Genomic DNA, 22,350 nt, shown 5'->3' with positions numbered 1-22,350 from the left:
AGTGGAGCCGTGAAATCTTTGTAGTTAGTTTTGCGATGTGCAAAGATTTCTGATCTTCGCTTAAAATGATGATTGGTCGTTAGCGTGTTTTTTATACATGATCAGGGTACATCAAGAGCGCAAGCTTGATACTTGTACTGAAAATGGTTGTGTCAAACTGACAACATGCTTTGAGGGGTAGGATGTTGCAAAAGCATTGCTTGTGGAAGGTATCTCCGGCAGATTTCTCAGACTTACGCGGAGCTGTGCGTCCTCCTGGTGTTGAAATGGAGGAATTTTTGGATCTACTTAACTGTCACGTTCAAAGACTTTTTGTCTTCGCTGCAAATGGGATATTTTGGTCGTCATTTCTACTTGAACAGACAATTTGCAATATTAGCTATCATCCCCAGTAGCTTTAAAATCTCGTAGGTAAGCCTTCTCTTTTTTTCTGTTTTCTAAAATTTGTTCTTCCTCAAAATTGCGTAGCATAAATCTATCGCGATGAATTAACCACTCACCCCACTCCCAAAAGCGCCAAGTTTTTAGTGTAAATGTTCGGTATAATGTTTTATCTTTCTCCAACGGGTGCCGTTTTATAAAGTTCTTAAAGCCCTTTTTTATCCCATTAAATGGTTTGCCTTTCCCTCCTAATTCGCTAGTATAATATTCTCAGTTATAATTACTGAAATAAAAATTATCTTTAAGAGAATAAGAAATTGGGTTAATATGATTAAGCCATTATTATCCTTTTCATTTTTGATGCTACACAACTGGGCATAAGCTAAATCTTATTAGGCTTAAAATTGATAACTATCAATACGATCATACTTACTACAAATATTAGTAGTGGATAAATAAACCATGAAATGAAGTTTTGATATCGTAAGATTCCTGAAAAATAAACTTCAATGCAGAGTAGTGTTGCAAAACAAAATATTAAAATATAGCGGTCCTTGTAGTGTTTAGAAAATAATATTAAGAAAATACAGGCAATGGCAGAGAGAGCAGCTAAACCCAAACCCCATGAGATTTCATTAAAGGGTTGCGACAGGAGATTAATTAGAAATTGAGATGCACATATGAAAATTGTTATAAAGTTTGGAAATCCCTTCTGATCTAATCCCACTATTAAAAGGAAAGAGACTATCGTTATTATTTTTAAGTATTTCATACTTAGTGGATAAATTGAGATAGAAAGATTAAATAAATTTTCGTAATCTTCAAAATTTGGATTTTGATTTTGGATAGCATTTGGTTTAATGGGATGTGGTCAAAATCTAGGGGGAATAAATAAAGTTATGCATTTATAACAAAAAAGCACCGACTACGTCGATGCTTTTGCAATTACCTTATTCTTTAAGAAGCTAAACTCATTATTTTTTCAAACCAATTTCTCGTAATCTTTCATCCAGATACTCGCCTGCCGTCATATCGCTGTATGCTTTAGGATGTTGATCATCAATGGTAGATGCTAGGCTGGTTAAATCCATATCGCTGCGTGGGTGTAAGAAAAACGGCACCGAGAAACGCGAAGTTTTCATCAATTCGCGTGGTGGATTTACAACTCTGTGTGTTGTCGATTTTAACTTGTTGTTGGTTAAACGTTGCAACATATCGCCAACGTTAACCACAATATCGGTATGATGTGCTTTAATTGGCAACCATTCGTTGCTGCGGGTGAGCACTTCCAGTCCGTCGGCACTAGCGCCAATAAGCAGTGTGATCAAGTTGATATCTTCATGTGCACCAGCACGTACGGCATCATCAGGAATCAATTCTGGGTTTTCAATAGGAAAGTAATGAATACCTCTTAAAATTGAATTGCCATTATGTACATGTTTATCAAAATAATTTACTGGCAACTCTAGGTAAGTTGCAATAGCCCGGAGCAGATGGGTGCCATTTTCCTGCAGTTTGCGATAAATATCGCCGGTAACTTTATTAAACTCCGGAAGCTCTTCTAAAATCTCGTTATCAGGATATTCGTTTTTAACCGGATCTCCATCTGTAACTTCCTGTCCAATTTGCCAGAACTCTTTCAAATCAGGCGTTTTGGCGCCTTTTGCCGTTTCCTTTCCGGCACTGGTGTATCCACGTTGCCCTGCTAGCTCCGGTTTCTCATATTTCCGCTTAGTTTCTAGCGGAAGAGCAAATGCGGCCTTAATATTTTCGTATAACTTATCTATCAATTCTTGAGTTAAACCATGGTTGGTTATGGTTACAAAGCCAGAATCGTTAAAGGCTCTGCCCAACTCATCAGAAAATTTTTTACGTTCTTCTTCAGTGCCATTAATGTATGAGCCTAAATCTAAACATGGAATATACGGTGTAGACATAATTTTATGTTAAATGTTGTACGAATTTAAAAAAGAATTGTTAATAACTGTTATTTTGATACTATTAATGCATACAAAAGCTTATTTATCAGTATTTTAAGTTATTAACAATGATGGTAAGATTGATTAACTATACGTTTGTCATTCGAAATACATTATTGGCCAAACTGAAACTACAAATGCTATTTTTTCGTAATATCGTATACAAGCTAATATATTTAGCGAAGTATTTAAAACACACAAACAATGAAAAAATTAATCTTAATCTTACTTACTGTTTTAACGCTGAACCAAGTACAAGCTCAGGGGAAGAAAACAGAAAAAGCTACTTTCGGGATGGGCTGTTTTTGGTGTACGGAGGCGATATTCCAAAGGTTGAAAGGCGTAACAGCTGTAAAATCGGGTTATGAAGGGGGCACATTAGCAAACCCAACTTACGAGGAAGTTTGCACTGGTGCTACCGGGCATGCTGAAGTATTGCAAATTACGTATAACCCAATGGAAATATCTTATGATGAATTGCTGGAGGTATTTTGGAAGAGCCACGACCCAACAACTTTGAACAGACAGGGAGCAGATAGCGGAACACAGTATCGTTCTGTAATTTTTTACCACACACCTGAACAAAAGGCCCTGGCAGATAAATACAAGGCTGAACTGAATAAAACCAATGCTTACGGAAAGAAAGTAGTAACTGCTATAGAGTCTGCCAAACCTTTCTATGCTGCCGAAAGTTATCACCAAAATTATTTTAACAAAAATGGTGATGAGGCATACTGCCGATTGGTCATTTTGCCAAAATTAGAGAAGCTTGAAAAAGTTTTCAAGGCGAAGCTTAAGAAATAAAGTGCAATATGTTTAAGATCCTGGCTTTTAAATCGAAGCCGGGATTTTTTATGCGCAAAGGTTTTCGAAACCGCGTTTGCTGCACAAACCTAATATATAAACCGTATTGAAGCGGTATCCTTTTTTGTAGGCCATGGGAGAAAGCAAAGGAGACAAAAAAGATTTAGCGGAAAGACGGACTGCTTTTGCCTCTTGCTAACAAAGTACCTTTTCTAATTTTATTTTCCATTGATGAAATGTAAATAAACAGCCTTAGCTGGAAACATTAAGTCTATCTTAAAAACTTTACGATGCTAAATATTACATTTGCAGTATGAATACTGGCTTACAGCTTTACAATACGCTTTCACGTAAGAAAGAACTTTTTCAACCTTTAAATGCACCCAATGTGGGGATGTATGTTTGTGGTCCGACGGTTTACAGCGATGTGCATTTAGGGAACTGCCGCACATTTATTTCTTTTGATTTGATCTTTAGATACCTGAAGTATTTGGGATATAAAGTTAGGTATGTACGCAATATTACTGATGCTGGCCACTTAGAAGGGGATAGAGATGAGGGCGACGATAAATTTGCGAAGCGGGCAAAATTAGAGCAATTAGAGCCTATGGAGATTGTTCAAAAATACACTTTGGGTTTTCATGATGTGTTGCGCATGTTTAATACGTTGCCACCAAGCATTGAGCCCACTGCTACCGGCCATATTATTGAGCAAATTGAAATGATTAAGGTAATTATGGCCAATGGTTATGGTTACGAGATTGATGGTAATGTATATTTTGACGTAGAGAAATACAGTAAGGAATTCAACTATACGATTTTAACTAATCGGAACTTGGAAGACATGCTAAATAACACACGCGAATTGGGCGGACAGGATGAGAAAAAAGGAAGACTGGATTTTGCATTGTGGATTAAAGCTAAACCAGAGACATTAATGCAGTGGCAATCGCCATGGGGCATGGGTTTTCCAGGCTGGCACATTGAGTGTTCTGCCATGAGCGCTAAGTATTTAGGTGATGAATTTGACATTCACGGCGGCGGGATGGATTTGGCAGCAACGCACCATACCAACGAAATTGCACAGTCTGAAGCTTGCAGCCACAGGCAGCCAGCCCGGTATTGGATGCATACCAATATGCTAACTGTGAACGGCACCCGGATGTCGAAATCGGCAGGCAATGGGTTTCTTCCACTGGAACTTTTTACCGGCGACCACCCTTTGCTGCGTAAAGGTTATAGCCCCATGACGGTTAAATTCTTTATGCTACAAGCTCATTACCGTAGTACCTTAGATTTTTCTAATGATGCGCTGGATGCATCTGAAAAAGGTTTCAGACGTTTGATGGCTGCTGTTTCATTGCTAGAGAAGCTGGTTGTTTCTGATACAAATGATTTCGATATTGCCACACTAAAAGATAATTGTGTAGCTGCAATGAACGACGATTTTAACAGTCCGATTTTAATTGCAGAACTTTTTGAAGCAGTAAGAATAATAAATACAGTGTATGATGGTAAAGGTAAAATTTCTGCAAATGCGCTAGCCGAATTGAAGGCATTGATAAACGATTTCGTTTTCGACATTTTGGGATTGAAAGATGAAGATGCAGGAAGTAACGACTTAAACGGCGTTTTGGAAATGGTTATTGATTTAAGAACCGAAGCCAAAGGCAATAAAGATTATGCTACATCAGACAAGATTAGAATCGGTTTGCAAACACTGGGTATTCAATTAAAAGACAGTAAAGATGGAACAACCTGGAGTAAGGTTTAAACTGGAAATAATTTCGAATGCATAAAAATTTATTATTTCTCCTGATAACTTTCTGCATCTTAATAGGGTGTAAGAACAGCTCTAAAGATGCTTCGCCTAGTGGCCAGGATAGTGTTAAACTCATTTCCCCGAACTTTAATGCCGATAGTGCTTATGCTTATACCAAAGCGCAGGTAGATTTTGGTCCGCGGATACCTGGCACGGCAGCTCACCAAATGTGCGCAGAATATTTGGTGCGTAAATTTAAAGCGTTTGGTGCTGAGGTAGAAATTCAGGGAGAGAAGACACAGACTTACGATGGTAAGATTTTTCAACTTAAGAATATCCACGCCAGCTTTAATCCTGAACGGAGTAAGCGTGTTTTGGTTACTGCCCACTGGGATGCTCGTCCTTTTGCAGATCAGGACACTGACCCCCTAAAGCAAAGCATGCCATTTGATGCGGCAAATGATGGCGCCAGTGGCGTTGCAGTAATTTTAGAAATGGCGAGGCAAATCCAAAAAAACCAGCCAAATGTGGGTGTCGATTTCATCTTATGGGATTTGGAAGATTATGGTAAATCCAACGATCAAACGCAGAATGAAGTAACCTGGTGCCTGGGTTCGCAGTATTGGAACAGAACAGTGGCAGCCAAAGGCTACAAAGCGATTTTTGGCGTAAACCTAGATATGGTTGGTGGTGGAAATGCACAGTTTACGCAAGACGAAATTTCAAGAACTGAAGCAGGAGATATAGTAACAAAGATTTGGGACATTGGTAATGAAATTGGTTATGCATCTTACTTCGTTAATATTACCAGTGGAAAAATTGTAGATGATCATTTTTGGATGAATAAGGGTGGTGTGCCCACTGTTGATATTATTCACTATAACGACAATAGCGGTTTCTACATTAATTGGCATACACAATTAGATAATCTGGCTAACATTGATAAAAATACACTCAAGGCAACCGGACAAACAGTTTTAGAAACCATATACCGCGAAAAATAATTGTGTAATTGTTGATTACTTTTGAGCTTCGCCTCCATATAAAATTTTATATTCGCCAAACATATATCCTAAATTTACGATGAAACAAATTTTTTCTACAGCAATATTTTCGCTTTTAGCACTTGGTGCAATTGCACAAAAGAATGATGGTACAACAAAATCTTTGGTAAATGCAGAGAAAGATTTTGCGAAAGCAATTGCAAGGAATGGCGACAAAGATGCTTATTTAGATTATACGGCTTCAACAGCCTTGGTTTTCAGGCCAAACCCTGTTAATGCTAAAACATTTTATAATGCACAAACTAAAAGTGAAGATGCCGTTACGTGGGAACCAAATTTAGCTAAGGTATCTCGCAGTGGCGATCTGGGTTTTACCACCGGCCCATATGCTGTGGAAGGTGCAGATAAAAAGTATGGGCAATACTTATCTATCTGGAAATCAGAAAATGGTAAGTGGAAACTTGCAATAGACTTAGGTACAAATAGCAATAAGCCCCTTGAAAGTAGTGCACCCAAATTTGTTGAACCGAAAGACCATGTAGCTCCTAAGTTTTTAAACGATAGAGAAATTAAAGCAGGCAAGGATATTATTTTAACAACTGAAAAGACACTAAATACCTTATTGAAAACACATGGAATTGCTGCCTTTGGAGGTTTTTTAACGGATGATGCAAGATTGCTTTTTCCAGGTAATGAAGCCATAAATGGCAAAGGCAAAATAGTCGCTTTTTATAACAGTATGGTAAGTAAGATAAATTTGAAAACCACTGGGGTAGATAAAGCATTGGGTAGCGATTTGGCTTATACCTACGGTATTGCAACGATTGATTATAAAGCTGATCTAAGAGAAAGTTTTAATTATGTGTTCGTGTATGAGAAGGCTGCAGATGCTAGCTGGAATTTAATTGTACAAGCATTTGTGCCCGCGGATAGATAAGATCTGATTTCAGGGATTAAGTTATCGGAAGCCTTCTTGAAAAAGAGGGCTTTTTATTTAGGTAGGTATATTAGTTGTGTAGCTTTCTGATATCAGCGAGATCAGCGGGAAAAATATGAAAGTAGATACAACTTGAACGTTTGAAAACAACATCGGCTAATGTTGTAAAAAATGCTCCCGCAGATTTCACGGATTTTGCAGAAAACAATCTGCGTCATCTGCGTGATCAGCGGGAAGAAAAGTAAATACAACACCAACTATTTAAAACAGACAACGGCTAATGTTGTAAAAATGCTCCCGCAGATAACACGGATTTTCGCAGAAAACAATCTGCATCATCTGCGTGATCAGCGGGAAAAATCTGAAAGTAGATACAACTTGAACGTTTGAAAACAACATCGGCTAATGTTGTAAAAAATGCTCCCGCAGATAATACAGATTTTCGCAGAAGGCAATCTGCGTCATCTGCGTGATCAGCGGGAAAAACCTAAAAAGTAAATACAACACAAACATTTAAAATCAAAAACAACTAATGTTTTAAAAATGCTCTTGCAGATTACACGGATTTTCGCAGAAAAGCAATCTGCGTCATCTGCGAGATCAGCGGGAAAAATCTGAAAGTAGATACAACTTGAACGTTTGGAAACAACATCGGCTAGTGTTGTAAAAAATGCTCCCGCACATAATACAGATTTTCGCAAAAACAATCTGCGTCATCTGCGTGATCAGCGGGAAAAACCTAAAAAGTAAATACAACACAAACATTTAAAATCAAAAACAACTAATGTTTTAAAAATGCTTCTGCAGATCTAACGGATTTTCGCAGAAAATAAGCTGCATCATCGAAAAAATTTCCAAACCAGTTCTGCAGGAATAAACAATCAACAAACACAAACAGGCTCAACAAAATATGGCAATGCAGCCCTTATTATCCTGATTAAATATTTAAATTGCATTATTTACGTTTAAACTGCATGATTAAAAAATTACCATTACTATTAATTCTCGTTTTTCTTTCTTTCCAACTATTCGCACAAAAACAAAAATTTGATGTTCAAGGTAAGGCAGGTGCCAGAGGCTTGATGCCCGAAAATACTATCGAAGGCATGCTTAAAGCGCTCGATTTGGGGGTTAATACACTAGAGATGGATGCTGTGATTACCAAAGATAAACAAGTAGTACTATCTCAAGAGCCCTACTTTAACAATGAAATTTCCTTAACTCCGGCGGGGAAACCCATAACCCTTAGAAACCAAAAAGAATACAACATCTTTAAAATGGATTACGAGCAAGTTAAGAAATTCGATGTAGGTAGTAAGGTACATGCCCGCTTCCCAGGCCAGATGAAGTTTAAAGCTTACAAACCACTACTTACCGAAACCATTGATGCCGTTGAGCTTTATGCCAAAAAACATAAGCTTCCAAAGCCGGTTTACAATATCGAAACTAAAACAATTAAAAATGGCGATAACGAATTTCACCCCGAGCCTGCAGAATTTGTAGAACTTATTATGGCCGTAGTAAATGCTAAGAAAATTTCCAAAAGGGTTATTATCGAATCGTTCGATATGCGTACACTACAATATCTACACGAGAAATATCCTAAAGTTCAAACCTCATTATTGATAGATGAGAAAGAACCTTTTGAAGATTACATCGCAAAATTAGGATTTAAGCCCACTATTTACAGTCCATATTCAGTTTTGGTTGGCAAGGGTTTGGTAGATCGCTGTCATGAAATGGGTATAAAAATTATTCCATGGACGGTAAACACTGTTAAAGAAGTTAAATACTTTATGAGCTTGGGCGTAGACGGTATAATTACTGATTTCCCAAACATAATGAACCAGCTTAAATAAAAAGAGCGATGAACTATAAAATTCATCGCTCTTTTATTACACACCAGTTTAAAACTTAGTGATGAGATTCTGCTGCTTCAGTGTGGTGCGCTTCAGTCTTTTCATGCGACGCTTCGCCCTCTCCATGATGAAATATAGGCCTTGTAAAAGCTACCAATAGAATTAAAACAATAATCCAAGCCGTTAACGGCAATGCCCAAATACCCTTTGTTTGCTGAACTGGTGCATGTGAATCGTGAGCTGACATATCTAATATTTTTGATTTTTAAAATTATGCTTCCTAATTGCCGTTAAAGATAAGAACAATTTTAAAAACTTAAAGCCGCTAGCCTAACAAATAGTAAAGCATTTTAGAACAAGCTAGTTTTTAGTCTCCATGTTATCTTTGCACCTGTAACCGCACATGCAATCATTAAGTTTATTAAAATCTATTCGATTGGCATAAAATCAATCTCCAGACCTACATAAATACTTTTTTTTGAAGCGCAATGGCAGTTCAACAATTAATGGTTCTTCCTGCTTTCCATTACAAGTCCGCACTCGTACCTCGTTTGCGGGCTTTCCATTTCAATCAGGGCTATTTACCTGGGCGAGTGCAAGGCAACACATTTAAATAGCAGAAACAGCCTGTGTAATTTAAACCCGACTTTAGTGAGATGCCCCCGATTTTTCATCGGGGCAGAAACGGAGGCGGGACTGAACATTGATAGCCGTTACCGCATTTGCTTTCCATAAAACGGCAGTAAAATGAAAATGCCAAGAAGCAGTTATAATAAACCCTTAATAATATCTGTGATAGATAATCCTTCTGCCTCGGCACGGTAATTACGCACAATTCTGTGGCGTAATATCGGCTCCGCAACAGCTTGCACGTCTTCTATGTCTGGCGCATATTTACCACTTAATGCTGCGTGGCATTTAGCGCCAAGCACTAAAAACTGCGATGCCCGTGGACCGGCACCCCAACTGATGTACTTATTAACAACATCAGTTGCAAACTCACTATTTGGGCGGGTTTTCGCAGCCAGTTTAACCGCATATTCCAATACGTTATCTGTAACAGGAATCGCTCTTATTAAATGCTGAAAATATTGAATTTCATCAGCTTGTATCACCTTTTGCAGCTGAGTACTTTTGTTGCTGGTGGTATTTTTTACTATTTGAAGCTCATCTGCAAAAGCAGGGTAGTTAAGCTCGATGTTAAACATAAAACGGTCTAACTGAGCTTCGGGTAGGGGATATGTACCTTCTTGCTCTATCGGATTTTGGGTTGCCAATACAAAGAATGGCCTTGGCAGCGCATGGGTTTGTCCGGCTGCTGTTACCGATTTTTCTTGCATGGCTTCTAACAAGGCAGCCTGGGTTTTAGGCGGCGTACGGTTAATTTCGTCTGCAAGAATAATATTAGAGAAAACAGGCCCTTTTATAAATTTAAAATGCCTGTCTTCTCCTAAAATTTCAGCGCCAATAATGTCGCTTGGCATTAGATCTGGCGTAAATTGAATTCGGTTGAAGTTAAGGTCTAAAACAGACGCTACAGTTTGCACGAGCAACGTTTTTGCTAAACCAGGTACGCCAACAAGTAAACAATGACCATTACTGAAAATAGCAATCAATACCGATTTAATGATTTCATCCTGCCCGATGACAACCTTGCCAATTTCGGCTTTAATGTTGTTAAAGGCTATGTGAAGGGCATCAACAGCTTCTACATCGTTTTTGTACTGCATTCGTTTTATTTTGCTGCGGTGGTGGTTTTAGTCCAGATTTTCAATTCATCGCAGGTATTAAATTCGTCGTCAATTTTAATATAAGTGCTTTCACGACGTTTTTCAAACCATTCGCTTAAAGTACGATTTATTTTATCACTTTGAGCGGCATCTCTAATTTTCGGGAAATCTTGTGCCATATTTGCTTTATGCGGCGGGATTTTAGACTTTAAGTAAAGCAAGCGGTAACCTTGTTTACCATCAGCTGCCGTATACAAATCGGGTTTAGAAACCGACCCAATTTTCATGGTATCAACAACCAGAAAAACAGAAGGCTCTAATTTATCAATAGGAATAAAAGTACTTCTGGCTTGTACGTTTTCCGCATTTAGCATCATACCGCCGTTGTATTTCGTTTCTTTGTTATCAGAAAACAAGTTAGCAGCAGCTGCAAAACTTAGTTTGTTACTTGCAATATTGTTGTAGATGCTATCTGCATGCAATTTTAAACGTGTTAAACTTTCTTGTGTGGTAGCCGGCCTTATTAAAATGTGGCGTGCATGCACCTGTTCACCCCTGCGTTCAATTACTTGTAAAATATGGAAACCAAATTCTGTTTCGAACACTGGAGACATCTCTCCCGCTTTAAGTTTAAATGCCCAGGCGGTAAATTCTTTCGCCATAGTGCTTCTGTCGAAGAACCCTAAATCTCCGCCGTCTGCAGATGACCCAGGATCTTCAGAATATGTCTTTGCCAATACGCCGAAATCATCGCCGCCTTTAATCCGCAAACGTAAAGCCTCGATTTTATCATGAAAACGTTGTTTCTCTGCTCTTGTTAATTTTGGATCTAATATAATTTCACCAACTTCAACTTCCGTATTAAACTCCGGAATACTATCACCCAAACTTTTAAAGTATTTTTCAACTTCCATGGGGGTAACGTTAATGTTTTCGGTAATTTTTGCCTGCATTTTCTGGGCAATCAATTCATCTTTAATGGAAGGACGAATTTCATCTTTGTACTGCAGAACCGATTTATTAAGAAACTGCTCTAAGCGCTCTTGGCCACCGGCACGTTGCATACTAAAGCGCATACGCTTGTTCACCTCATCATCTACCTGGTTTTCTTCTACCATCACCGAGTCAATCTCAGCTTGTTGCTTAAGTAGTTTCTGCGTAAGGGTATTCTGTAAAATTCTACACTTAATACTTTCATTTGCCGGATTGCCCTGGTAAAGGTATTGCGTGTATTGTTGGTTCAAATCTGAAAGCAGGATAATATTGTTACCTACCACAGCAGCAACTTTATCAATGTTATGCTTTCCCTGTTGGGCATAACTATTTAAAAATAAGCAAATTAATGCGGTTGCTGCTAAAAAAACTTTTTTCATTCTATAAATTATATGTTGCAATGTTATATTAATGTATACCAGTTTAATTATTGTTTGGCAAGTTTTCTCAACTCGTTTTCATTAATCTTGATCTGGTATTTTTGCCTTAGGCTCTTCAGCCAACTTTCTTCTAAATATTGTTGGAAATCGGCAATTACCTGCCCCCTAACATCATCCAGTGGTTTATTGTATTTCTGTTCGTTTTGTTTGTAAAAATTGTTTAATTCACGCTCATCTTCTTGCCCCTTGGTCCAGATTTTTTGCTCCGAAACGTTAAACATAAGAACGCCCTCGCGGTATTCATTCAGCAAAAAATCGTGGTTCTTAGCATTACCGCTAGTCTTTTTATGCGCTTCAAGTGTACTTTCGTAAGTTTTAATTTCTTCCTGATAAACAGGACTTTTATCTAAACCCATCTCTCTTGCATCTAAAACCTTCAATTTAAAATTCAAATATAGGTTTAAATACATTTCTAAAGCCATGTAATCTGCGCTTACACTTCCATTGTGGCTTTTTTTATAAGCCCACAAAAACTCTTTCGCACTTACAGGTTTCCCATTAACCACAGCTACGTTCTGTGCAAACGAACTACTGCAAATAAGGCTAAAAACAAGTAAGAAATATGCTTTCTTTACAGGGAGCACTCTACAAAATTTAAAGGATAAAAGTAACAATTAGCGGCGCTATTATAAGATATTTAACTAATTTTAACAGAAATTATTATCGGGCAAAAATACGAATGGAAAACCAGGTTACCAACAATGCTAATGCTTTACCTTTATTTTTTACTGAAGATATTTTTTTAGTTGAGGATAAAAATGTCGAAATAACGCATTTGCCTGCAAATGAATCGGTTTTGCAAGATGATGCTAAAGAAATAAATTCTAATGATAAGCGTGCAGATGTGTATAATGAAGAATATCATTTACCCTCTGCAGTTGTAGAAACACCAAAGATTAACGTAGAAAACCCGGGCATTTCGAAAGTTAATCCCACTTCTAACTTTAAAGTTGAGTTTAAATCTCTTGGTGGAAATAAGAAATCGGTTTTAATTTTGGTTAATGATGCCGATCATGATGTGAGTACGCCTGAGGGAAGAGATTTGCTTCGAAATATTGTGAAGGCAGTCGGCTTAAGTACACCGGATTTTGCATTAGTCAATTATGCGCAATATAAAGGAACTGACTTCACTACACTCCATGGATTCTTTAAACCGTTAATTATGCTTTCTTTTGGCGTGGAAATTGCCGATTTGCAGCTCAGTTATATCTGGCAAAATGAGATCATCATCCATGAAACCACAAGAATTATATTTGCGCCAAATCTCCATCAACTGGATGGCGATATAAATGCTAAGAAGCTCCTTTGGGGTAATCTCAAAAAATTAAATGCCTAAATTATCATTTAGCATAACATTTTGATATGAATAAACTCGTATTCGCAACCAATAATCAACATAAAACAGAAGAAATTCGCTTGGCATTAATTGGCCAGTATGAAGTTTTAAACTTGAAAGATATTGGCTGTACAGAAGACATTGCAGAAACAGCCGATTCTTTTGCTGGTAATGCGACGCTGAAGAGTACTCACGTCGTCGAAAATTATGGCTTAGATTGCTTTGCAGATGATAGTGGATTGGAAGTTGCAGCACTCAATAACGAACCTGGCATCTACTCTGCTCGATATGCCGGCGGAAGAGATGACCTGGAAAATTTAAATTTGGTATTGAAAAAGCTGGAAGGGGAGGTTAATAGAAAAGCTCGTTTTAAAACTATAATCTCGCTAATCCGAAATGGTGAAAACCATCTTTTTGAGGGCGTAATAAATGGTGTGATTAGAACAGAGCCAAGCGGAGAAAAAGGTTTTGGATACGACCCCATCTTTCAACCTGATGGTTACAACATTACTTTTGCAGAGATGGATATGAAGGAGAAAAATTTAATTAGCCACAGGGCTATTGCAGTACAGAAAATGATTGCTTTTCTTAAATCTCACTAATTCCGCTTTTTCAATTTACTTCTTTGAGCTTGGTTGTATCAGTTTTTTGCAAAACGGGCTTCATTCCAACTTTGTTTGTGTCTATTAGCTTTATCTGAGGAACTTGCTTACTCGAAGAATCTGCTTTCGGCGTATTGCGCTTTTCCGCAGGTATTTTTAGTATCGCTATTGGCTTTTTGGGAGTGGTTACAGATTTTGCTGGCGCCTTGGCACCGGGCGTACTTTTAGGCTTTGGCTTCGCTTTGCCAGATGATCCGATAGCATCCTTTTTGCTTTTCGGACGCTCGGTTGGTTTCCATGAAAATCCTTTAAGTACATGGTCTTTCTCAATCTTGCTCTCCGGGTTTAGCGCACCTTCTACGCCTTTTATGTACACAATATCCTGAATATCATTTTCATTATCCTGGAAAATAAATTTGATCCTGCTGCTTAATGTCTGGTTCATCTCCTTGTAAACCTTGGTGCTGTCGTCTTGCGTGTAGTAAATGCTTTCGGCATTACCATCTACATACATCGTTTTCAGCTTTCCCTTGTTAAAAAAGCCAGTCATTAAACGTCCTTTTATTTGATTAAAACGTAATGAATCTTTAGGCGTATTTACCAAGAAAGCATTTCTGATGGCTTGTAAATTGTTTAACTTTTTGTTTTTAAACTGAACGTAAATGGTGTCGGCAATTTGTTGTGACCCTTCCGACCAAATCATGGGGTTCTGATAACAGCGCAATGTAGAATCGGCACTCGTGTAGAATAAACTGTCTGTTTTGGCCTGGATATTTGTTTTAAAAATTTTTACCCCATGGTAGGCCTTTATAATACGTGCTTGCACCGTATCTGCAGGATTAAATTTTGTAGTGTCGTTTTTGGAAATCCCTGCCTGCAGTCCTCCAAGAGTTTTGCTGTTTACGGTTTTTGCAACAAGTTTCCCAGTGTTTTTTGCCAAGCTGTCGGTTACCGTTTTAATCTTTTGCGGATCGCCAGAAATGGCATTTTTACCGCGTACTACTAAACTATCTGCCCCTTTTGTAATCAACTTCTGTTTAATGCTATCTGCGGTTTTCAGAATTTTCGATTTTCCAAGGCTGTCTAAATCCTTTGTAATTATTTTCTTAGTAGCAGAATCTACTTTCACAATTGTACTGTCTGTGATATTTTTCATTTCACCAGTTCCACCAACTGCATTTTTATCGGCTTTACCACGTTTATTTTTCGACGCAGGCGTTTTTCTTGGCGTAGCCTCTGTAGCTTTACCCGCTACAGCTTGGCTGGCAGAGCGCTCAGGTTTTTCCTTAGGCTCAGCTTCATCGTCTTCCCCAATCTCGTTGTCGGCTTTTATCGATATCTTCGGGATCAGCTTCAGGGTTTTTTGCAATACCATTTGCGTCTCCAGTGTATCGGCTCCCATCCATAAACTATCAGGGCGCTTTTTCCCTTTCACTTCGATAGAATCTTCAGTGCCTATGCCTAGGTAGGCATTTCGTGTAACCAAGGTTCTTTGGTCTGCCTTGTAATAATAGCCTAAATCCCCAAACATTTTCATCTTATCTTTGGTATCAGAGAAAACGATATTTTTAACCGCCTTTCCGTAACCAACTTTCCCGAAGTAATAAAGGCTATCACCTTTTAAAGAACGTGTTCCTTGCGTGTAAAGGTTTTTCTTTCCAAAATATGCATCTTCAGTCATGGTATTATATGCACCATTCTCTGTATAAAGATTATCATCTTTGCCTTTGATATTGGTAGGTCCGTAAAAGTAGGTCCATTTTGTTTGCGTGTTGTAACGCATGGTGTCTGATTTGATGGTAACCTGAGGCGTAACTACCACTACATCGTACCTAAAATACGCATCGCTGGTGGTGTTAAAGTAATAACCGTTTTTGCTGGTTAAAGTAACTTGTTGGTTTACAATCTTTCCACCACTGGTGTAAGTTCCAATTTTACTCAACGTATTGTAGTCTAAAATATTGGTCGTTAAAACAGTGGTCGGATCCACCATTCGAACGTTGCCCGTTAAGTGAGCCTGTTTCTTGTTACCATCGTATTCCAGCTGATCAGAATAGATATCGGTGGTAAGCTGGTTGATATGTACGTTTTGGTAAGCTTCGAAATAATTGCGCTCGCTATAAAAAACTGCACTATCGCAACTTAACGTTGCATTGTCTTGTTGAAAAACCGGATTGCGTAGATAGTTAATCTTATTTTTAACATCGCCACGAATTTTTGAGTAAGAAACGATTTTGATCTTCGAACCTACTTGTTGGCCGAATACAATAAAAGGGGCAATCGATAAAAAAAGAAAGACAAATAGTTTCTGCACTTTACAAAGTTAGTTTTTTGTTCCGAACGTTCGGAATACCAGTTAAAATTAAATATTTTTGGTGGATGTTACCCTTACAACAATTTCGAGAATTTATAGCGCAACACCAGTTGTTTGCTGAGGGTAATAAAGTTCTTTTAGCTGTTAGCGGTGGGAAAGATTCGGTATTAATGTTGCATTTATTTAAAGCAATTGGAGCAGATGTTGGAGTGGCGCACTGTAATTTTAATTTACGGGGTGATGAGGCACAGCGAGATGAAAATTTTGTAAAAATATTAGCTAACACCCTCGGCTTCCCGATCTATATAACGCAATTTGATACTAAAAAATATGCGCTGGAGCATAAAATTTCTACCCAGATGGCGGCGAGAGATCTACGCTATTCGTGGTTTGAGGAAATTCGTGCCCAACATGGTTATGATTTCATTGCATTGGCTCAACACCAGAATGATGCCGTAGAAACCGTTCTTATTAACTTGGTACGTGGTACTGGCATTAGCGGTCTACATGGCATCGCTCCAAAACGAGATCGATTAATCAGGCCTTTGCTATTTCTTAACCGCCAGCAAATTGATGACTTGGTAATTTTAAATGACATCAATTTTGTAGAAGACAGTTCGAACCAGCTTACAAACTACACCCGCAATAGGCTTCGCTTACAAGTGATTCCGCATCTTCAAGCAATAAACCCAAACTTAGCGCAAACGTTCGCAGATAATATCCAGAGATTTGCGGAAATTGAATCGTTTCTGGCCCTTGAGGTGGCCAATTTATCTCGGGAAATAATAGACCAACGTGAAGATGGTAATTACATCAAAATTGCAGCGCTTAAAAATTTGCATCCTCAAAAGCTCTTGGTGTTTGAATTGCTTAAGCCTTTTGGATTTTCCCAACATGTAACCGGCGAAATTTTATCGGCCCTGGAGGCCTTAAGTGGAACGCATTTTTTTAGTTTAAGTCATCAAGCGATAATCAATAGAGATTATTTAATTATTACGAGGAGAGCTAAAGAAAATGAACGCAATCAATTCATTCATCCTACAACAGCAGAAATAAATTTTGCCGATTATGAAATTGGTATCCATTATACAGATCGGTTACAATTTGCGAGTGATGCCAAACGGGCTTTTATAAGCACTAACGACCTCATATATCCACTGGTATTACGTAATTGGGAAAGTGGAGATAAATTTATCCCGCTAGGAATGCGTAAGCTGAAAAAGGTTAGCGATTATTTTATTAATGAAAAAGTGCCTCTACATATAAAACACCAAATTCCATTGCTAATTAACGGTAACGGCGAAATTATCTGGATTGTAGGTATGCGGCAGGATAATAGATATAAATTAACCAGTGCAACCAAAAAAGTTGTTATATTCGAACTCAAAAATTATTAAGTGGAAAGCAAATACGCCTTTATCGAAAAACAATTCATTGGTCGCGATTATGTACGGATTTTCATTCGATTAATTATGGCTGCGTTTTGTTTTGGTGTATACGTTTATGAACGCGACCGTGGCAATACGCAAGACTTATTTTTAGTTGTTGGATTTGGAATAATTGGCGTTTCAATGTTGCTCCTTTTTCTAATTCAATATAAAACCGTTGTAGAGAACGGGAGCTTAATTTTAGATGGATTATGGACCACCAAGCGTGTTAAAATCGATCTGAATAGCATTGTAGACGTAAGAAAAGCTACTTACAGCCGATATTTTTTTAACAATCCCGTTTACAATTTGCATACAAAAGGCACAATCCGTTTCTATTCTTCTGGTAAAGATGCAGTAGTATTAACAGATAGAGATGGGTTGGAATACTTCATTGGTACGCAAAGACCCAACGAACTTTTCCTGGTCATTAAAGAAGAAATGCGAACTTTTAAATAATACCTGTGGAGAAAAATGCTCAGAAATCGCCGGTATTTTTTAGATAAGCCTGCAATTGCTTTAAAATAGACCTTTTAGTTAAGGCACCTGAATTGAATAACGATTTACTTAAAGTAGATGGTTATGAAAAAATTTTTAGTTTCTTGCTTGTTAGTTTGTGGCACATGTGCTGCTTTCGCCCAAAATTATTCACCTAGGGTATCTAAAGACTCTTTAGCGGTGTTAACCACCCGTGTTGAGATTTTGAAAATGAATAATAAGGTTTTAGCTTTAAAAATTAAGGAGGCGGAAGAAGAAGCGGAGGTAGAAAAATTGCGAATCAAGCTTGTAGAAGCAGAAGGGGATGCAAATGCCTCGGCAGATAAGTCCAGTAGCACATCTAAAAACAGCAACGATCTAAAGGTAGTAGAAAAGACAGCCAAGAAAGCCCGTAATGATGGTCAGAATGCGCAAAAAGCCCTGGAACGATTGGCTAAGCAAATTGCAAATGTAGAAGACATTCGTGATCAAATACAGCGTGAGGAACGTAAACTTGGCTATAGGAAACCAAATATACTGTTCGTTTCCAATTAGTTTACTTCTGCTGCAGCTACTACTATATTCTTTGGTTCAGATTTCATTCGTAGAATAGTCCTTGTTCATGTTAGGTGCTTCACGCCTGAAATGGCTGATGAATGTATGTAACGTATCCTTTTTATTGCAATATGCCGACATGTATAATACATTAAAATGGGCTACATTTGCAATAACAACAACGCATTAAAAATGAAGATAGGAATTGTTTGCTACCCAACCTTTGGCGGTAGTGGGGTAGTTGCAACCGAGCTAGGAAAAGCACTTGCAAATGAAGGGCACCAAGTTCACTTTATTACCTATAGCCAGCCCGCACGGCTCGACTTTTTCTCTGCGAATTTATTTTACCACGAAGTATCAGTTAGAGACTATCCGCTGTTCGATTATGCGCCATACGAATCTGCGCTCGCCAGCAAGCTGGTAGATGTGGTTCGATTCGAACAATTAGATGTGTTGCATGTGCATTACGCCATTCCACATGCCTCGGCCGCTTTTATGGCTAAGCAGATTTTGGCAAGTTATGGAATTCATATTCCTGTGGTTACAACATTGCACGGCACCGATATTACTCTGGTAGGAAAAGACCCTACCTATAAGCCGGTAGTTACATTCTCTATTAACCAAAGTGATGGTGTTACAACCGTATCTGATGACCTGAGAAAAGATACATACAACCATTTTGAAATATCCAAAGACATTAAAGTTATTCCAAACTTTATAGATTTTAGTCGCTTCAGCTTACAAGCCAAAGACCATTTTAAGAAAGCAATTGCGCCAAATAACGAACGTATTCTTATCCATACATCAAATTTCAGGAAAGTTAAGCGTACAGCTGATGTAATCCGCATTTTTGAAAAAGTGCAGGCAGTAATTCCATCTAAATTATTGATGGTTGGCGATGGTCCTGAACGGGTTTACGACGAGCAGCTTTGCCGTAGCTTAAATATTTGTGACCATGTACGCTTCCTTGGTAAACAAGACGCGGTTGAGGAAATTCTGTCTGTGTCTGATCTCTTTTTGATGCCATCAGAATCAGAAAGTTTTGGTTTGGCTGCATTGGAGGCTATGGCATGCAAGGTTCCAGCAATAACCACTAATGCTGGCGGTTTACCAGAGCTAAATGTTGATGGTTTTTGTGGCTACATGAGTAATGTTGGCGATGTAGATGCAATGGCTGCCAACGCAATTTCCATCTTAAAAAGCGACGAGATATTAAGTACCTTTAAAGAGAATGCATTTAAACGGGCGCAAGACTTTGATCTAAAAAAGATACTTCCCTACTATGTAGAATTTTATGAGGCAGTAATTGAAAATTCGTTTCAGGTTAAGCCATAAAAATTGTATATTTATGGGGTAAAGGATTTATCTCTATATTTTCTGCAGCGAAAATAGTTTTGCATTTACATAGTTGAGTCTCTAAATCTCCCGTCTATATTTTCAAGTCATTCGAAGGATATTTTGAATGACTTTTTTTAATTCCGATAAATCATTGTTTCTCAGATATCAAAAAGCAACTTTCATTCATCAATTTAAAAGTTTCTCAAAATCAAATGATTATAAATCGTACCTTTGCGCCAAATGAAGAAAATAGTAGATTACAGGAAGCTTTTAAACGTAGAGAAAACTGCTGAATTAGCGTTGCTTAAGTCAGTATATCGTACAATGATGAAGGAGTGCCATCCCGATAAATTTCAAGTGGAAGAAGAAAAATTGGCGGCAGAAGCAAAGAGTAAAGAAATTATCGAAGCTTATCATTTTTTGGTAAGTATTGCACCAGAAACCCGCGAACAAAACATCGAAGTATACAACCAGACGATATTGAATTCAAATATCATGGATTTCGAATATAAGCAATCGGTATTAAATATTCAGTTTTTTGATGGAAGTGCATATGAATATTTTGATGTACCTCGTGCCATATATATTAAATTAGTAAACGCAGATTCGCCAGGTAGATTTGCCCGCCGTCATATTTGTAACTCATACCCATATCGTAACGTTGCGAAGGTGGCAGAAACAGTTTAAAAATTCTTAATAAAGCTTTTAAAGACTTACTAGACCTAGTAAGTCTTTTTTTTTATGGAGTCTTTTTAACGCGTTTATTATAGCGAATCCTATCTCGCTCCAGATTCGGTAAAGGTTACGTTTTAGTCAAGTCTTATATCTTAGCCTAGCGAGGTATCTTAGTTTTTTATTGCTAGGATAACTTGCCTAAAGGATCTGGGAGAAGAAATCTCATCTTCATGCCCGTATTATTTACCTGCGCAGCTTAAACATAATTTATTGTAAGGATTAGCTCTGGCGTACGACCAAGTGTTAGTTGATTATAATTTTCACTAATCCATATGCTATGAAACGTATAACTTTAATTGCCACGTTAATTCTTTCTGTGGGACTAATCTCATTGTTAAATGCAGCTGATAAACCACCAGTCCCGAAATCATCGCCGGTTGTATTAGAACTGTTTACCTCAGAAGGATGCTCTAGTTGTCCGCCTGCTGATGCACTCATTGCAAAAATAAACCGTGAGTTTAAAGGCGAGGAGGTTTTTATCCTTACCTATCACGTAGATTATTGGAACAGGTTAGGGTGGAAAGACCCTTTTAGTAAACCGGCATATTCTGCCAGGCAGTATCAATATGGCGATTATTTTAAGCTTGGCTCTATTTACACCCCACAGCTTATTGTTAATGGGGCCGCTCAATTTGTAGGTTCAGATGAACGCAGGTTAAGGAGCGAATTGGCTAAAAATACATCTTCAATACAAAACGCAAAACTAAGTATTGATGACATAGTTGTAGATAAAAATACAGCTAAGGTATCTTTCTCCGTAGTGGATGCAAATCCAAACGACGAAATTAAAATTTCACTCGTTCAGAAAGTGGCAAGTTCGAACGTATTAAATGGTGAAAATAGGGGGTTGAAGTTATCGCATGTTCAGGTTGTACGTGATCAGCAAACTTTACCCTCTACTGCAAAAGCTAAAACCGTACTGCTACAGCTTCCATCAACATTTGATCCGACTAAGTATGAGATCATCGGCTTTGTACAATCATCAGGTGTAGGCAAAATCAGCGGTGCAACGCGAAAAAGTTTCTAATTATCATAACATGCTGTATTCATTTTCAGATATCCTTCGAAATCATCCTCTTAAAAAAGAAATAGCCCTATGTTGAATAGCACATTAGAAACCCAAGTGTTGAAACCGCAACTATGGGTAGCGCACTATTCTGATTATTTGTATGGATATGCCTTATCAAGAATAAATGACCCCGAGTTAGCCATGGATTTAGTGCAAGATACTTTTTTGGCGGCCTTGCAAAAAGTAGAAGGATTTGAGGGAAAGAGTACTGAGAAAACCTGGTTAACTGCCATCCTTAAATACAAGATCATCGATGTTTATCGTAAGAAATCATCTGGATTAAGAAATGCGGAACAACATCATGAGGTAGAAGAACAGGATTTTTTTGATAGTGGAGACGGGCATTGGAACACCGCCCATAGGCCTGCAGATTTTGTGTCTACAAAAGATCCCTTGGTGGAAAAAGAATTTGAAAACATCATGCAACAATGCCTTAAAAAACTCCCGAACCTTTGGTTTGCTGTTTTCACTTTGAAACATGTGGAAGATGAACTAACTGAACAAATCTGTAGTGGATTGGGCATTACCCCTACCAATTTTTGGGTAATTATGCACCGAGCGAAATTAAATTTAAGAAGTTGCCTGCAAAAAAACTGGCTCTAAATATC

The 22,350-nt window shown here is 38.0% G+C and carries 21 protein-coding genes; 14 read left to right on the top strand and 7 right to left on the bottom strand.

The features are described from left to right. Window positions 1-375: 375 nt before the first annotated feature. Both OQ268_RS01555 and OQ268_RS01550 read right to left on the bottom strand, forming a co-directional pair. Complete coding sequence (locus OQ268_RS01555) at window positions 376-564, bottom strand: hypothetical protein (RefSeq protein WP_265854302.1); 189 nt, start codon at window positions 562-564, stop codon at window positions 376-378. A gap of 791 nt (window positions 565-1,355) precedes the next feature. Next, on the bottom strand, window positions 1,356-2,318 hold the full coding sequence (locus tag OQ268_RS01550) for an isopenicillin N synthase family dioxygenase (protein ID WP_265854301.1): 963 nt from the start codon (window positions 2,316-2,318) through the stop codon (window positions 1,356-1,358). A 246-nt stretch (window positions 2,319-2,564) separates the two neighbouring features. On the opposite strand from OQ268_RS01550, the gene msrA reads away from it, so the two are divergent. From msrA to OQ268_RS01525, 5 genes are all read left to right on the top strand, one after another. Next, window positions 2,565-3,164 (top strand): peptide-methionine (S)-S-oxide reductase MsrA, encoded by a 600-nt coding sequence (gene msrA, locus OQ268_RS01545; protein ID WP_265854300.1) that lies wholly within the window; start codon window positions 2,565-2,567, stop codon window positions 3,162-3,164. A gap of 313 nt (window positions 3,165-3,477) precedes the next feature. Continuing rightward, the gene (gene cysS / locus OQ268_RS01540) at window positions 3,478-4,938 is read left to right on the top strand and encodes a cysteine--tRNA ligase (RefSeq protein WP_265854299.1); all 1,461 of its coding nucleotides are present in this window, start codon (window positions 3,478-3,480) and stop codon (window positions 4,936-4,938) included. A gap of 17 nt (window positions 4,939-4,955) precedes the next feature. Further along, entirely contained in the window at window positions 4,956-5,930 is a 975-nt protein-coding gene (locus OQ268_RS01535) for a M28 family peptidase (protein ID WP_265854298.1), read from the top strand. Window positions 5,931-6,009: 79 nt separating this feature from the next. After that, a complete protein-coding gene (locus tag OQ268_RS01530) occupies window positions 6,010-6,867 on the top strand; it encodes a nuclear transport factor 2 family protein (protein WP_265854297.1) in 858 nt (285 codons plus the stop codon). A 974-nt stretch (window positions 6,868-7,841) separates the two neighbouring features. Continuing rightward, window positions 7,842-8,726 (top strand): glycerophosphodiester phosphodiesterase family protein, encoded by an 885-nt coding sequence (locus OQ268_RS01525; protein WP_265854296.1) that lies wholly within the window; start codon window positions 7,842-7,844, stop codon window positions 8,724-8,726. A 55-nt stretch (window positions 8,727-8,781) separates the two neighbouring features. Here OQ268_RS01525 and OQ268_RS01520 read toward each other — a convergent pair whose 3' ends face one another. The 4 genes from OQ268_RS01520 to OQ268_RS01505 all read right to left on the bottom strand — a co-directional run bounded on the left by OQ268_RS01520 (window position 8,782) and on the right by OQ268_RS01505 (window position 12,473). Then, complete coding sequence (locus tag OQ268_RS01520) at window positions 8,782-8,973, bottom strand: hypothetical protein (RefSeq protein WP_265854295.1); 192 nt, start codon at window positions 8,971-8,973, stop codon at window positions 8,782-8,784. Window positions 8,974-9,493: 520 nt separating this feature from the next. Further along, on the bottom strand, window positions 9,494-10,456 hold the full coding sequence (locus OQ268_RS01515; protein WP_265854294.1) for an AAA family ATPase: 963 nt from the start codon (window positions 10,454-10,456) through the stop codon (window positions 9,494-9,496). A gap of 5 nt (window positions 10,457-10,461) precedes the next feature. Further along, complete coding sequence (locus tag OQ268_RS01510) at window positions 10,462-11,829, bottom strand: peptidylprolyl isomerase (RefSeq protein WP_265854293.1); 1,368 nt, start codon at window positions 11,827-11,829, stop codon at window positions 10,462-10,464. A 47-nt stretch (window positions 11,830-11,876) separates the two neighbouring features. After that, window positions 11,877-12,473, bottom strand: a complete 597-nt coding sequence (locus tag OQ268_RS01505; protein WP_265854292.1) for a hypothetical protein — start codon at window positions 12,471-12,473, stop codon at window positions 11,877-11,879. Between the two features lie 95 nt (window positions 12,474-12,568). Here OQ268_RS01505 and OQ268_RS01500 point away from each other — a divergent pair, with 95 nt between their 5' ends. Continuing rightward, the gene (locus tag OQ268_RS01500) at window positions 12,569-13,225 is read left to right on the top strand and encodes a hypothetical protein (RefSeq protein ID WP_265854291.1); all 657 of its coding nucleotides are present in this window, start codon (window positions 12,569-12,571) and stop codon (window positions 13,223-13,225) included. Between the two features lie 26 nt (window positions 13,226-13,251). Further along, window positions 13,252-13,827 (top strand): RdgB/HAM1 family non-canonical purine NTP pyrophosphatase, encoded by a 576-nt coding sequence (gene rdgB / locus OQ268_RS01495; RefSeq protein WP_265854290.1) that lies wholly within the window; start codon window positions 13,252-13,254, stop codon window positions 13,825-13,827. A 10-nt stretch (window positions 13,828-13,837) separates the two neighbouring features. Here rdgB and OQ268_RS01490 read toward each other — a convergent pair whose 3' ends face one another. Beyond that, the gene (locus OQ268_RS01490) at window positions 13,838-16,141 is read right to left on the bottom strand and encodes an OstA-like protein (RefSeq protein ID WP_265854289.1); all 2,304 of its coding nucleotides are present in this window, start codon (window positions 16,139-16,141) and stop codon (window positions 13,838-13,840) included. Window positions 16,142-16,206: 65 nt separating this feature from the next. Here OQ268_RS01490 and tilS point away from each other — a divergent pair, with 65 nt between their 5' ends. From tilS to OQ268_RS01455, 7 genes are all read left to right on the top strand, one after another. Continuing rightward, window positions 16,207-17,538, top strand: coding sequence for a tRNA lysidine(34) synthetase TilS (gene tilS, locus OQ268_RS01485; protein WP_265854288.1), 1,332 nt, complete (start codon window positions 16,207-16,209; stop codon window positions 17,536-17,538). Next, window positions 17,539-18,027: a hypothetical protein gene (locus tag OQ268_RS01480; RefSeq protein ID WP_265854287.1), complete on the top strand. Its 489-nt coding sequence runs from the start codon at window positions 17,539-17,541 to the stop codon at window positions 18,025-18,027. A 123-nt stretch (window positions 18,028-18,150) separates the two neighbouring features. Beyond that, window positions 18,151-18,600 carry a hypothetical protein gene (locus OQ268_RS01475; protein WP_265854286.1) on the top strand — a complete coding sequence of 150 codons (450 nt, stop codon included), beginning with the start codon at window positions 18,151-18,153 and terminating at the stop codon, window positions 18,598-18,600. Window positions 18,601-18,792: 192 nt separating this feature from the next. Then, on the top strand, window positions 18,793-19,935 hold the full coding sequence (gene bshA, locus OQ268_RS01470) for an N-acetyl-alpha-D-glucosaminyl L-malate synthase BshA (RefSeq protein WP_265854285.1): 1,143 nt from the start codon (window positions 18,793-18,795) through the stop codon (window positions 19,933-19,935). 243 nt (window positions 19,936-20,178) lie between these two features. Further along, window positions 20,179-20,625: a KTSC domain-containing protein gene (locus OQ268_RS01465; RefSeq protein ID WP_265854284.1), complete on the top strand. Its 447-nt coding sequence runs from the start codon at window positions 20,179-20,181 to the stop codon at window positions 20,623-20,625. A gap of 325 nt (window positions 20,626-20,950) precedes the next feature. Beyond that, window positions 20,951-21,700, top strand: a complete 750-nt coding sequence (locus OQ268_RS01460) for a DUF1223 domain-containing protein (RefSeq protein WP_265854283.1) — start codon at window positions 20,951-20,953, stop codon at window positions 21,698-21,700. A 69-nt stretch (window positions 21,701-21,769) separates the two neighbouring features. Next, window positions 21,770-22,345, top strand: a complete 576-nt coding sequence (locus OQ268_RS01455) for a sigma-70 family RNA polymerase sigma factor (protein ID WP_265854282.1) — start codon at window positions 21,770-21,772, stop codon at window positions 22,343-22,345. Window positions 22,346-22,350 lie beyond the last annotated feature (5 nt).

Origin of the sequence: Pedobacter sandarakinus, from assembly GCF_026240095.1 — a bacterium.
Classification (GTDB): domain Bacteria; phylum Bacteroidota; class Bacteroidia; order Sphingobacteriales; family Sphingobacteriaceae; genus Pedobacter; species Pedobacter sandarakinus.
Note: the sequence above shows the minus strand (reverse complement) of the source record. Positions and strands in the feature narration are given on the sequence as shown.

What these genes read in the sequence shown, in the direction of transcription:
- OQ268_RS01550 (WP_265854301.1), bottom strand. Translation starts at nt 2,318, where the DNA reads ATGTCTACACCGTATATTCCATGTTTAGATTTAGGCTCATACATTAAT.
- msrA (WP_265854300.1), top strand. Translation starts at nt 2,565, where the DNA reads ATGAAAAAATTAATCTTAATCTTACTTACTGTTTTAACGCTGAACCAA.
- cysS (WP_265854299.1), top strand. Translation starts at nt 3,478, where the DNA reads ATGAATACTGGCTTACAGCTTTACAATACGCTTTCACGTAAGAAAGAA.
- OQ268_RS01535 (WP_265854298.1), top strand. Translation starts at nt 4,956, where the DNA reads ATGCATAAAAATTTATTATTTCTCCTGATAACTTTCTGCATCTTAATA.
- OQ268_RS01530 (WP_265854297.1), top strand. Translation starts at nt 6,010, where the DNA reads ATGAAACAAATTTTTTCTACAGCAATATTTTCGCTTTTAGCACTTGGT.
- OQ268_RS01525 (WP_265854296.1), top strand. Translation starts at nt 7,842, where the DNA reads ATGATTAAAAAATTACCATTACTATTAATTCTCGTTTTTCTTTCTTTC.
- OQ268_RS01520 (WP_265854295.1), bottom strand. Translation starts at nt 8,973, where the DNA reads ATGTCAGCTCACGATTCACATGCACCAGTTCAGCAAACAAAGGGTATT.
- OQ268_RS01515 (WP_265854294.1), bottom strand. Translation starts at nt 10,456, where the DNA reads ATGCAGTACAAAAACGATGTAGAAGCTGTTGATGCCCTTCACATAGCC.
- OQ268_RS01510 (WP_265854293.1), bottom strand. Translation starts at nt 11,829, where the DNA reads ATGAAAAAAGTTTTTTTAGCAGCAACCGCATTAATTTGCTTATTTTTA.
- OQ268_RS01500 (WP_265854291.1), top strand. Translation starts at nt 12,569, where the DNA reads ATGGAAAACCAGGTTACCAACAATGCTAATGCTTTACCTTTATTTTTT.
- rdgB (WP_265854290.1), top strand. Translation starts at nt 13,252, where the DNA reads ATGAATAAACTCGTATTCGCAACCAATAATCAACATAAAACAGAAGAA.
- tilS (WP_265854288.1), top strand. Translation starts at nt 16,207, where the DNA reads ATGTTACCCTTACAACAATTTCGAGAATTTATAGCGCAACACCAGTTG.
- OQ268_RS01475 (WP_265854286.1), top strand. Translation starts at nt 18,151, where the DNA reads ATGAAAAAATTTTTAGTTTCTTGCTTGTTAGTTTGTGGCACATGTGCT.
- bshA (WP_265854285.1), top strand. Translation starts at nt 18,793, where the DNA reads ATGAAGATAGGAATTGTTTGCTACCCAACCTTTGGCGGTAGTGGGGTA.
- OQ268_RS01465 (WP_265854284.1), top strand. Translation starts at nt 20,179, where the DNA reads ATGAAGAAAATAGTAGATTACAGGAAGCTTTTAAACGTAGAGAAAACT.
- OQ268_RS01460 (WP_265854283.1), top strand. Translation starts at nt 20,951, where the DNA reads ATGAAACGTATAACTTTAATTGCCACGTTAATTCTTTCTGTGGGACTA.
- OQ268_RS01455 (WP_265854282.1), top strand. Translation starts at nt 21,770, where the DNA reads ATGTTGAATAGCACATTAGAAACCCAAGTGTTGAAACCGCAACTATGG.